The organism is Bacillus sp. YBWC18, from assembly GCF_002998775.1.
GTDB lineage: Bacteria > Bacillota > Bacilli > Bacillales > Bacillaceae > Bacillus.
On record NZ_PVRI01000001.1, the window covers coordinates 749,369 to 762,491 of the forward strand.

The following is a 13,123-nucleotide window of genomic DNA, read 5'->3' on the forward strand; positions in this document are numbered from 1 at the left end:
GGTTAAGTTAAAAATACTTCATCAAAAATAAATATTTAAGTAGGTGAAATAATGATTGAAGCTTTTTTGAAAAGAGGAAAGCTTGTTTTTATTTTATTTTTTATTGTTCTCATTGCTGGCGGCTATTTATTCGCGCAGCTCCCTAAACGAGAACTGCCAGAATTCCAAGCGAATATCGTCACGATTTCCACCGTGTTTCCTGGTGCGGATGCAAAACAGGTGGAAAGTAATGTAACCAATAAGCTCGAATCAGCCATATCTGATATCAATGGTGTAGAGAAAACGAGCTCTGTTTCTGCCATTGGTTTTTCAAATATTGTGCTTGAAATTGGTGATCAAGCCGACTTTCAAGAGGTGGCAAATCAAATTAAGAATGAAACCACAAGTGCTGCGTCGTCCTTTCCTGACGGAGTGATGGAGCCGGATGTAAAGGATGAGTTCGGCAACGTGCCGGTTGGTTCTTATATGGTTGTGGCGAGTCAATTAACGGACTTGGCAAAAAGTCAGGAATCGCTGCGTGCGTTGAAGGAAAAGGTTGAGGACATCAAAGGGGTAGCCAGTGTCGTCATCAAAGGATTCAATGACAAACAAGCGGTATTAAACTTAGAATCGAGTAAACTGGAGGATGAAGGGTTAAATGTAACGGATGTCACAAATGCCATCAATCAGGAATTTGACACATCTCCACTAGGCGACATTCGGGCAGGCGGCGAGAAGGTTAAGCTGTCCATTGATGCCTATGACCGTTTGGATCAAGTGAAAAAGATTGAGCTTTTCTCCAAAACGAACCGTGAGCCGGTCACAATCAGTCAGCTTGGCAGCTTAAAAGAAGTAGAAAAAGAGAAAAGTGACATTGTGTCGTATAACGGAAAGCCCGCCTATTCATTTACAGTCAATATCAAACCAGGGCTTGATATTCCTAAAATGTATGACAAAGTCAGTGATGTTATTAAGAAAGAGAAGCAGCTTCCAAATGGTGTGGAGTGGGTAGACTACTATTCACAAAAAAGTGATGTGGATGCCATTTTTAATGATTTGATAAAAGAAGCCATTGTTGCGGTCATCGCTGTCATTATCGTCACCACACTTGGTCTTACCATTGGCGGTGCGTTCATCGTTTCACTTGCCATCCCATTATCGATCACAATCGGAACGATTCCGCTGCCATTTTTACAAGTAGACCTCAATCAGATTTCGATTATCGGCTTTATCATTGCCCTAGGAATACTTGTCGATGATGCCATTGTCGTCAACGATAATATTTTAAGGCAGATGAAAAAATACGAAAGTCCGCTTAAAGGAACGATTGCAGGTGTGAAAGAAGTTGCAGGGTCTATTTTGACTTCAACACTTGCGGTTGTGTTTGCTTTCTTGCCACTTGTTTTCCTATCAGGTGCAAACGGTTCATTTATACGAGCATTACCGTCTGTCCTAGTCACGACTGTACTTGCGTCTATGGTGATTTCTCTGACACTAGTGCCAGTCTATCAATATACCGTGAACCGAAAAAGAAAGAACAAGAAAATTCAAAAAGAGCCAGGATTCCTAGGCAAACCGTTAAAAAAATTAGCTGATTTTTATGCAGACCGTGTGCTGACGAACATTGTGAAGCGTCCGCTGCTTATTGGCCTAAGTGGTTTGCTCGTTGCAACGCTTGCCTTTTTACTGATTTTCGTCACACCATTTGAATTTTTCCCTGCAGCGAATAAGAAAGAAGTGGTTGTCACTGTCACACTTCCAAGTGAAACAACATTAGACAAAACAAATGAAACATTAGAGAAAATAGAACAAGAGACGAAACAGCAAAAAGGCATTGAAGAGACGGCGATCTTTGCAGGCGGCGGTGTACCGAACCTGTTTAATGAAAGTATCTCAAATGCAAGTGATCATACTGGTCAAGTTGTTGTGAGAGTAGACAATGATCAGATGACCAGTAAACAATTGATAGATCGTATGACAGAGCCTTTGCGTAAGAAATTCAAAGATGCTGATATTTTTATGAAAACCATTGTTCAAGGACCGCCAACCGGTGCGCCTGTGACAGTAACCATTGTGGGCGACTCTTTTGCAAAGCTCATTAATATCAAAGAAACGCTCACAAGTGAAATGAAAGAAAAAGGAGCGAGCTTGATCACTGACGATGTCAATCAGCCGGTAAAAACCATCTCCTTTGAGTTAAACCGTGACCGAATGGCAGAGGATGGGCTCAGCGCTCAGTTTGTCAGCAGACAGCTCGGTCTAGTGACAGAAGGCATGCCATTAGGCAGCTTTAAACAAGGAACAAAAGATATCGACCTAGTGGTCAAACAGGATATGGCTACACACCAAAATGGATTAAAGCTAAAAGAAATAAAAGTGCCTGTGAATTCAAATGAAGGTGGTATGCCTTCACTCGAGCCGCTTAGCCGATATGTAAAAGAAAAAGAAACAGAGCAGTACGAAAGCATTCCACATGAAAATGGAATTCCGACCATTACGCTGAAGGCGTACCCTGGCACGTCAGAGTCGTTTAAAGATGACATGAAAGAAGTCGTCAATCAAGTAGGAAAAACGGATGCTGCGAAGGAGCTAACCATTTCTCAAGGTGGAGAAAATGAAGATCAAATCCAGTTCTTTATTGAAATTAGTCTCTTATTTGGGGTTGTCTTGCTGCTCATTTATGTGACCATCGCTTTTCAGTTCAATTCATTGATGCTTCCATTGTTAGTTCTAGGTACGGTTTACTTAGCGATATCTGGAGCTGTTATAGGACTGTTTGTCACACAAACACCGTTCAGCTTCATGGCAACAATGGGAATTGTCTCATTAGCTGGTATCGTGGTCCGAAATGCGGTTGTCTTGTTCGAATTTATTGAGCAGCGGCGTAAGCAAGGATTCGATCAACAGACAGCTGTCATTGAAGCGGGAAGAGCTAGGATTAGGCCAATTTTACTAACAGCATTTACAGCACTGGTTGCCCTTATGCCTGTAGCATTAAGTAATGATCCGCTCTTTAAGCCGCTGGCAATCTGCATAGTTTCGGGTGTCTTTTTCTCAACGATTCTCACACTCTTCATTGTGCCAGCCTTATATATTGCCGTTTCAAAAAGACGGTGACGCAAAAAGCAAATCTCCTTCTCTACGGGGATTTGCTTTTTTTTAGAAAAATATCCAAAAAAATATGTGGAGTGTTCATTTGTCTTTTTACAGTAGACAGTGGTATTTACGACTAAAATAAGACGTGTTAAAATCTCATTGGGAGAAGTTTTTTAACAAAGGGGTTGTACGTCATGTGTGGAACGATGAAAGCAATTGTTAAAAAAGAAAGCGCTTACGGAGCGGTACTGATGGAAATGCCGATTCCAGAAATCAATGATCATGAAGTATTGATTCAGGTGAAAGCCACTTCGATATGCGGAACAGACGTGCATATTTATAACTGGGATGACTGGGCAAAGGGAAGAGTTAAAGCGCCCTACATTTTTGGACATGAATTTACAGGGGAAGTTGTCAAAGTAGGGAAGCAAGTCTCACGTGCAAAAGTAGGGGATTTTGTATCGGCAGAGACACATGTTGTATGTAATCAGTGCTATATGTGTTTAACCGGTCAGCAGCATTTATGCAGTGAAACAAAAATTTTAGGGGTAGACATTGACGGCTGCTTTGCTGAATATGTCAAAGTACCTGAACAAAATGTGTGGCACAATCCAGCTCAAATGCCAGTAGAGCTTGCGTCTATCCAAGAGCCGCTTGGAAATGCTGTTCATACAGTGCTGCACACACCCGTTTCAGGTAAGTCGGTGGCGATTTTTGGCTGCGGACCAATCGGTTTAATGGCGATCGCCGTCGCGAAAGCTTCCGGTGCTGTTCAAGTGTTTGCCGTCGATCAAAACGAATACAGGCTGGATCTTGCCCGAAAAATGGGGGCAGATCATATCGTGGATATTGGAAAAGATGATCCTGTTGAGGTGATTAAGCAGTTCACACGGATGGAAGGAGCAGATGTGATATGCGAGATGTCAGGACATCCAGTTGCCATTAATCAAGCTCTCGAAGCTTGTGCAAATGGAGGGAAAGTCAATATACTAAGCTTGCCAGAACGGCCAGTGACAATTGATATTACGAATCAAATTGTTTTTAGGGGATTAACCGTCCAAGGAATCACGGGGAGAAAAATGTTTGAGACGTGGCGTCAAGTATCTGAGTTATTAAGAACGAATACCATCGATGTCCAGCCAGTTGTCACCCATACGCTGCCATTTGAACAGTTCGAAAAGGGATTTGAACTCATGAGAAATGGTACGTGCGGAAAGGTCGTACTGATGCTGCCATCAAATCAAAGGGGGAAGAAATGATGAAAGAATTCACGTATTTACAAGATGAATTGGAAACAATGAAGCAGCAAGGCACCCACCAAACATTGAAAGAGATCGACTCAAAACAATCATCCACTGTGACATTAAATGAACAATCTGTCATACAGCTCTCCTCAAATAACTACTTAGGCCTCACCTCACATCCAAGGCTGATGAAAGCGGCAAAAGAGGGAATTGATGAATTTGGTGCTGGCACAGGGTCTGTACGAACCATCGCCGGCACAATGACGATGCACGAACGTCTTGAAAAAAAGCTCGCTGCATTTAAAAAGACAGAGGCAGCCCTTGTGTTCCAATCAGGCTTTACGACCAACCAAGGGGTCTTATCAAGTATCCTGACAAAAGATGATATTGTGATTTCAGATGAACTGAATCATGCCTCAATCATTGACGGCATCCGATTAACAAAAGCAGATAAAAAGGTATACGGTCATTCCAATATGGAACAGCTTGAGAAAATTTTAAAGAAATCTATGAATTACCGCATGCGTCTCATCGTCACAGATGGTGTGTTCTCGATGGATGGAGATATTGCGCCACTTCCTGAGATTGTCAGGCTCGCAGAAGCATATGATGCATTTGTGATGGTAGACGATGCGCATGCCTCGGGCGTGCTTGGTGAAAATGGCCGCGGGACAGTCAACCATTTTAAACTCGACGGCAGAGTGCAAATTCAGGTTGGGACACTTAGTAAGGCTGTCGGAGTCCTTGGCGGCTATGTAGCGGGTTCAGCAGTTTTAATTGATTATTTAAAACATAAAGCAAGACCGTTTTTATTCAGCACCTCACATCCGCCAGCAGTGACTAGAGCGTGTGAAGAAGCGATTGAAGTGCTGTTAGATGAACCGGAGCGAATTGGCACGCTCTGGGAGAACGCCGCCTATTTTAAAGAAAAAGTCGTCAGTCTTGGATTTCAGGTTGCACCCACAGAAACACCGATTATTCCAATTATGATTGGAGACGAAGCCCTTACTTTCCGCTTTTCAAAGGCTTTAATAGAGCGAGGCGTGTTTGCTCAAGGCATCGCCTTCCCAACTGTGGCAAAAGGAAAAGCGAGAATTAGAGCCATCATCACAGCAGAGCACACAAAAGAAGAACTAGACCGTGCACTGACGGTGATCAAAGAAGAAGCAAAAAAACTGAACATACTTGATTGAGAGAGCGCAGGCTCTCTTTTTTTAATAAAGAGATTGGCTGTGACCTTCTTGCTGAATAGGCATTTTTTATAGAAAAACTGTATATGAATTTATTTTCAATTCATCACAAAATAGTCTATACTGTAGGGTGGAGCTTGGTTTGAAAGGAGTACAAATTCATGAATGAAGAGCAGAGAAAAGCGAGCGGACAAGTAAGTTCATCGGACAAAAAATCCGAGAAGGACTACAGCCAGTATTTTGAAGCTGTGTACATTCCGCCTTCCTTAAAAGAAGCAAAAAAACGGGGTAAAGAAGAAGTCGAATACAATCAATTTCAAATTGACGAGCGGTTTCAAGGTTTAGGGAACGGCCGCAAGTTTTATATTCGAACATATGGCTGTCAAATGAATGAGCATGACACAGAAGTGATGGCTGGTATCTTTATGGCGCTTGGTTATGAGCCAACAAACTCAACGGAAGATGCAAATGTCATCTTATTAAACACTTGTGCGATTCGTGAAAATGCGGAAAACAAAGTGTTCGGAGAGCTTGGTCATTTAAAAGCATTAAAACGTGAAAAGCCAGATTTAATTTTAGGTGTCTGCGGATGTATGTCGCAAGAGGAATCTGTCGTCAACCGTATTTTGAAGAAACATCCATTTGTTGATTTGATTTTCGGTACACACAACATTCACCGCCTGCCAGAGTTGTTATCTGAATGCTATCTTTCAAAAGAAATGGTCATCGAGGTTTGGTCAAAAGAAGGCGATGTCATTGAAAACCTTCCGAGAGCCCGCCAAGGAAAAATTAAGGGCTGGGTGAATATTATGTACGGTTGTGATAAATTCTGTACATACTGTATCGTCCCTTACACGCGCGGTAAGGAAAGAAGCCGCCGCCCGGATGAAATTATTCAAGAGGTCAGACGTTTAGCGGCAGAAGGATATAAGGAAATTACCCTTCTTGGTCAAAACGTGAATGCGTATGGAAAAGATTTTGAAGACATGGAATATGGTCTTGGACACCTGATGGATGAGCTGCGTAAAATCGATATTCCGCGTATCCGTTTTACAACAAGCCACCCGCGTGACTTTGACGATCACTTAATTGAAGTGCTTGCTAAGGGTGGGAACCTTCTCGATCATATTCATTTGCCAGTTCAATCAGGAAGTTCTTCTGTATTGAAACTCATGGCGAGAAAATATGACCGTGAGCGTTATCTTGATCTTGTGCGCAAAATCAAAGAAGCCATGCCAAATGCTTCATTAACAACGGACATTATTGTTGGGTTCCCAAATGAGACAGATGAGCAGTTTGAGGAAACACTTTCCCTCTATCGCGAGGTTGAGTTTGATGCCGCTTATACGTTCATTTACTCTCCAAGAGAAGGAACACCAGCAGCGAAAATGCAAGACAACGTGCCAATGCATGTGAAAAAAGAACGTCTGCAGCGCCTGAATGCCCTCGTGAATGAAATTTCCGCGAAAAAAATGAAGGAATATGAAGGGCAGACTGTCGAAGTATTAGTAGAGGGTGAAAGTAAAAACAACCCTGAAATCCTAGCCGGATATACAAGTAAAAGCAAGCTTGTGAATTTTAAAGCACCAAAAGAAGCGATTGGCAACATCGTCAAAGTGAAAATCACACAAGCCAAAACTTGGTCTCTTGACGGAGAAATGGTTGGAGAAGCTATCGAGGTGAATTAAAATGACGCTTTATTCAAAAAAAGAGATTGTCGAGCGTGCAAGAGAGCTCGCTAAAATGATTTCTGAAACAGAAGAAGTTGATTTCTTCAAGAAAGCAGAAGCGCAAATCAATGAAAATACAAAAATTTCAACGATTATTAATCAAATTAAGGCGCTTCAAAAACAAGCTGTGAATTTAAAGCATTACGGCAAACATGAAGCCTTAAAGCAAGTGGAAGAAAAAATCGATGCCCTGCAAGAAGAACTGGATGAAATCCCGGTGATTCAAGAATTCAAAGAATCACAAGTGGAAGTCAATTCCCTGCTTCAGCTCGTAGCGCATACGATTTCTAATCAAGTAACAGATGAAATCATTCTTTCAACCGGCGGTGACCTCTTATTAGGAGAAACCGGTTCAAAAGTGAAAAACTCATCACCAAGTTGCTCCATTAAATGAGAAAACCCCGCAGATGCGGGGTTTTTTGCTTTGCTATCATCATTTTTTGAAAGAACAGAAGAAATTCACCCTTCCTGTTCTACCTCTTGCTTCGTCACCCCAAAATCTCTCACTCTCCAACTTTTCCAATTTTCAAGGCAAGTTTATGGGCGACCATGCATACACTGAAACAGAAATGAATTTAATTGAACATGAAGTTCAAAATCGTGACACACTAGACGAATGCCCAGCATAAGATAAAACGATCAAGAACAAGGAGGCATGCCGGAATGTCTGAATACAGAGAGATTATTACAAAAGCGGTGGTTGCAAAAGGGAGGAAATTCACCCAAAGCACACACACCATTTCTCCATCGCAAAAACCAACCAGCATCCTAGGTGGTTGGATCATTAATCATAAGTATGATGCTGAAAAGGTCGGTAAAACTGTTGAGATTGAAGGAACCTTTGATATTAACGTATGGTATTCTTACGCTGATAACACAAAAACAGAAGTCGTCACAGAACGGGTGAAATATGTAGACATCATCAAACTGAGATATAAAGATAAAAATTTCCTTGATGATGAGCATGAAGTGATTGCAAAAGTGCTGCAGCAGCCGAATTGTTTAGAAGTGACCATTTCACCAAACGGCAATAAAATTATCGTTCAGGCAGAACGTGAATTCATTGCTGAAGTGGTAGGAGAAACAAAAATTGTTGTAGAGGTCAATTCAAGCTGGAAAGAAAAAGATGATCACGAGTGGGAAGAAGAGGTGGATGAGGAGTTAGAGGATATTCATCCAGAATTCCTAGCGGGTGATCCAGAAGAGTAATTGATGACTAGGGCGCATATCCCCCTAGTTTTTTTGTGTCCTATCTAGGAGAAAAAAGGGGATTTTTTATGCTATAATGAAAGATGGTATGAATTCGAATGTAATATAGTGAGGGATTAGAAATATGGCAAGTTATACGCCCATGATACAGCAATATTTAAAAATCAAGGCAGAGTATCAAGATGCCTTTTTATTTTTTCGCTTAGGCGATTTTTATGAAATGTTTTTTGATGACGCAAAAGAAGCGGCACAAGAATTGGAAATTACGTTAACAAGCAGAGATGGCGGGACAATACCAATGTGCGGTGTGCCTTATCATTCTGCTTCTGCATACATAGAACAATTGATTTCAAAAGGCTACAAGGTCGCGATTTGTGAGCAGGTGGAAGATCCTAAAACGGCAAAAGGTGTGGTCAAAAGAGAAGTCGTTCAACTCATTACACCAGGTACGGTGATGGATGGTAAAGGCTTAAGTGAAAACGAAAACAACTTCATTGCATCTGTTACAAGATTTGAAAATGGATACGGACTTGCACTTTCCGATTTATCTACAGGTGAAAATATGGCGGCTTTCATCGATCGATTAGATGAAGTCGTGTCTGAAATTTATTCTGTCGGTGCAAAAGAAATTGTGGTGTCAAAGCAGCTGGATGAGGAAACAGTCAAAACATTAAAGGAACGGTGCCAAGCGACCATTTCATACGAAGATAGTGATGAGTTAATCGATGAAGCTGAGCGACTCGTGTCCCGCCTGAGCGAGCAACTAAGATCGACCTTTTTGACATTATATGCTTATTTAAGAAGAACGCAAAAAAGAAGTCTCGATCACCTTCAGCAAGTGCAAGTGTTTGAGCTCGAACAAACAATGAAAATTGATCTTTACTCAAAACGAAATCTTGAATTAACAGAGACGATCCGCTCAAAAAGCAAGAAGGGCTCTTTATTATGGCTGCTAGATGAAACAAAAACAGCGATGGGCGGAAGGCTGCTCAAACAGTGGATCGACCGGCCGTTAATTCGTCTTTCGCAAATTAAGGAACGTCAGGAAATGGTGCAAATTCTCATGGATCATTTCTTTGAACGAGAGGATCTGCGTGAACGATTAAAGCAAGTATATGATCTTGAGCGTCTAGCGGGCCGCGTCGCATTTGGCAACGTAAATGCCCGTGATCTCATTCAGTTAAAAGAATCCTTAAAGCAAGTGCCAGCCATTAAAGAGCTTGTGCACTCACTGCCAGAGGAAATGGCGAAATCAAGAGCGAATGATATTGATCCTTGTGGTGACTTACTTGATTTATTAGAAGATGCGCTATATGAGAACCCGCCGATGACGTTAAAAGAAGGCAATTTGATTAAAGACGGCTACAATGCAAAATTAGATGAATACCGTGATGCCAGCCGAAATGGGAAGGACTGGATTGCACGGCTTGAACAGCAAGAAAGAGAATACACAGGCATTCGCTCCTTAAAAGTCGGGTTTAATAAAGTGTTCGGTTATTATATCGAAGTGACACGCGCGAATACGCATCTTCTGGAGGAAGGGCGTTATGAAAGAAAACAAACGCTTGCCAATGCAGAGAGGTATATTACACCTGAATTGAAAGAAAAAGAAGCGCTGATTCTTGAGGCAGAATCAAATATAAGCGAACTGGAATATGAACTATTCGCAGCTCTCAGGGAACAAGTGAAAGTCTATATTCCGAGATTACAGCTGCTCGCAAAACAAATGAGTGAGCTGGATGCCCTCCAATGTTTTGCGACTGTCAGTGAAAAGCGCCGTTATATCCGTCCGGAATTCTCAGAGGATGAGGTGGATGTCATAGATGGCCGTCACCCAGTCGTTGAAAAAGTGATGGATCATCAGGAGTATGTGCCAAATGACTGCCATATGGGAAATGGCCGGCAAACCTTACTCATTACTGGGCCGAATATGTCAGGGAAAAGTACGTATATGAGACAAATGGCGCTTATCTCAATTCTTGCGCAAATTGGCTGCTTTGTGCCGGCATCAAAGGCGACCCTTCCGATCTTTGATCAAATCTTTACACGCATTGGTGCGGCAGATGATTTGATTTCTGGTCAGAGTACTTTTATGGTAGAGATGCTTGAAGCAAAAAATGCGATGGTGCATGCAACGAAAAACAGCTTGATCTTATTTGATGAAATTGGACGCGGGACAAGCACTTATGATGGAATGGCTCTTGCGCAGGCAATCATTGAATTTGTTCACGATCATATTGGTGCCAAAACGCTATTTTCTACACATTACCATGAGCTTACAGTCCTTGAGTCTCAATTAAGCGAGCTGAAAAATGTCCATGTACGTGCTGAAGAGCATGAAGGCACGGTCGTTTTCTTACATCAAATCAAAGAGGGGGCAGCTGATAAAAGCTATGGTATTCATGTAGCGCAGCTTGCTGAATTGCCTGATGCCATCATCGATAGGGCCCAGACCATTTTGACGGAGCTTGAGAGCGGATCACATGAAGTGACCCCGCACGTATCTGCAGCCCCAAAAACAGAAAAGACCGAGGGAAAACAGCAGCTTTCTTTCTTTGAAGTAGAAGAAAAACCGCAAACTAAACCAGTTCTAAAACAGAAAGATCAAGCGGTGATCGAGGAATTAAAGTCATTCAACCTAATGGATATGACCCCGCTCGAAGCGATGACAAAGCTATATGAATTGCAAAAGAAATTATAATATAAGGTGAGGTGAGCAAAATGGCAAAGATTATTCAGTTATCCGATGACCTATCCAATAAAATTGCTGCAGGTGAAGTAGTCGAGCGTCCGGCTTCTGTAGTAAAGGAGCTTATGGAAAATGCAATCGATGCAAGCAGTACAGTGATTGAAATCGATGTAGAAGAAGCAGGTCTTTCCTCTATTAGAATGATTGATAATGGTGTTGGAATCGATGCTGAAGATTGTAAGCTCGCCTTTCAGCGCCATGCAACGAGTAAAATCAAAGATGAAAATGATCTGTTCCGTGTCAGAACGCTCGGGTTCAGGGGAGAGGCGCTGCCAAGTATCGCATCTGTCTCTCATCTAGAAATGAAAACAAGTACTGGTGAAGGAGCTGGAACGCACCTGGTACTGCAAGGCGGAAAGATCATTTCAGAGAAAAAAACCTCTGGCCGCCGCGGTACCGAGATTGTCGTTACCAACTTATTTTACAATACGCCTGCCCGTTTAAAATACATGAAAACCGTTCATACGGAGCTTGGCAATATATCGGATGTCGTCAATCGAATTGCGCTGGCTCACCCAGAAGTATCGATTCGCTTGCGACATCAAGGGAAAGTCCTGCTTCAGACGAATGGAAACGGGGATGTGCGGCATGTGCTTGCGGCCATTTACGGGACAGCTGTTGCGAAAAAAATGGTGCCGCTTCACGTGCAATCACTTGATTTTGAAGTGAAAGGATATATCTCCTTGCCAGAAGTGACAAGGGCATCACGGAATTATATGTCTTCTGTTGTAAACGGCAGATATGTTAAGCATTTTCCGCTCGTGAAAGCGGTCCATGAAGGGTATCATACCCTGCTGCCGATTGGCCGCCATCCGATTACATTTATTGAGATGAAGATGGACCCCATTTTAGTGGATGTGAACGTTCACCCTTCGAAGCTTGAAGTGAGACTAAGTAAAGAGCAGGAACTTCATGAGCTAATCAAACAAGGAATTAAGGAAGTATTTCAAAAGCAGCAGCTTATTCCAAGTGCTTCAGTGCCAAAGAAAGCACCAATGCCAGCAGTGAAAAATGAGCAGCAATCCTTAACCTTTGATGCGAAAAAAGTAAACACAAGCGAAACGGAAACGCCGCTACGCTATCAACCGGAGCCTCTCGAATCGGTTGTATACGAGACAAATCAGATGGGCACATACGGGACGCCTGCGCAGGAAATGACAGGGACGTCATCACCCGTATTTAATGAAGATGCTCCATCTGAGCGTGTTCAGTTAGAGGAATCCGCCGCTTCACTAGAATATGAAGAGTCGGTACTGAGAGAAGATGTTGCAGAAACCATTTCAGAAAACGAACGTGTTCCAGTCATGTATCCCATCGGGCAAATGCACGGCACATATATTTTGGCTCAAAATGAACGAGGGCTTTATATTATCGATCAGCATGCGGCCCAGGAGCGAATCAAGTATGAGTATTATCGTGAGAAGGTAGGAGAGATCAAGCAGGAAGTGCAAGAAATGCTCGTCCCATTAACATTCCACTACTCGAAAAACGATATGCTGATTATTGAAGAGCATAAAGAGATACTAACGAAAGTGGGCGTCTTCTTAGAGCCTTTCGGTTCAGGAAGCTACATTGTTCGGTCGCATCCGCAGTGGTTTCCAAAAGGGGAAGAGGCTGAACTGATCGAAGAGATTATAGAGCAAGTGCTAAATGAGAAGCGTGTTGATATCAAAAAATTGAGAGAAGAAGCGGCGATCATGATGAGCTGTAAAGGTTCTATCAAAGCAAATCGCCATTTGCGTCATGATGAAATCAAAGCCTTATTAGATGAACTCCGGCAGACAAAGGACCCCTTCACTTGTCCGCACGGCCGGCCGATCATCATTCATCACTCGACATATGAAATGGAAAAAATGTTTAAACGGGTCATGTGATCAAATGAAAAAAAGACAAAGGGCTAAAATCATCTTGATTTTGGCCCTTTGT

General features: G+C 42.3%; 8 protein-coding genes. All 8 read left to right on the forward strand.

From position 1 onward, the window contains the following. Positions 1–51: 51 nt before the first annotated feature. The 8 genes from C6348_RS03895 (at position 52) to mutL (ending at position 13,071) form a co-directional block, all read left to right on the forward strand. The gene (locus C6348_RS03895; RefSeq protein ID WP_106041940.1) at positions 52–3,096 is read left to right on the forward strand and encodes an efflux RND transporter permease subunit; all 3,045 of its coding nucleotides are present in this window, start codon (positions 52–54) and stop codon (positions 3,094–3,096) included. A 173-nt stretch (positions 3,097–3,269) separates the two neighbouring features. Continuing rightward, positions 3,270–4,334, forward strand: a complete 1,065-nt coding sequence (gene tdh / locus C6348_RS03900; protein WP_034662202.1) for an L-threonine 3-dehydrogenase — start codon at positions 3,270–3,272, stop codon at positions 4,332–4,334. Beyond that, positions 4,331–5,512: a glycine C-acetyltransferase gene (locus tag C6348_RS03905; protein WP_106041942.1), complete on the forward strand. Its 1,182-nt coding sequence runs from the start codon at positions 4,331–4,333 to the stop codon at positions 5,510–5,512. Before tdh ends, C6348_RS03905 begins: the two co-directional genes overlap by 4 nt. 158 nt (positions 5,513–5,670) lie before the next feature. Further along, positions 5,671–7,197, forward strand: a complete 1,527-nt coding sequence (gene miaB, locus C6348_RS03910) for a tRNA (N6-isopentenyl adenosine(37)-C2)-methylthiotransferase MiaB (RefSeq protein ID WP_060596336.1) — start codon at positions 5,671–5,673, stop codon at positions 7,195–7,197. A 1-nt stretch (position 7,198) separates the two neighbouring features. Then, positions 7,199–7,633 carry a regulatory iron-sulfur-containing complex subunit RicA gene (gene ricA, locus C6348_RS03915; RefSeq protein ID WP_003211238.1) on the forward strand — a complete coding sequence of 145 codons (435 nt, stop codon included), beginning with the start codon at positions 7,199–7,201 and terminating at the stop codon, positions 7,631–7,633. Positions 7,634–7,902: 269 nt separating this feature from the next. Beyond that, positions 7,903–8,448 (forward strand): outer spore coat protein CotE, encoded by a 546-nt coding sequence (gene cotE, locus C6348_RS03920; protein ID WP_003212450.1) that lies wholly within the window; start codon positions 7,903–7,905, stop codon positions 8,446–8,448. Between the two features lie 124 nt (positions 8,449–8,572). Continuing rightward, positions 8,573–11,149 (forward strand): DNA mismatch repair protein MutS, encoded by a 2,577-nt coding sequence (mutS, locus tag C6348_RS03925; RefSeq protein WP_106036804.1) that lies wholly within the window; start codon positions 8,573–8,575, stop codon positions 11,147–11,149. Positions 11,150–11,169: 20 nt separating this feature from the next. Continuing rightward, positions 11,170–13,071, forward strand: coding sequence for a DNA mismatch repair endonuclease MutL (gene mutL, locus C6348_RS03930; protein WP_106041944.1), 1,902 nt, complete (start codon positions 11,170–11,172; stop codon positions 13,069–13,071). The last annotated feature ends 52 nt before the right edge of the window (positions 13,072–13,123 follow it).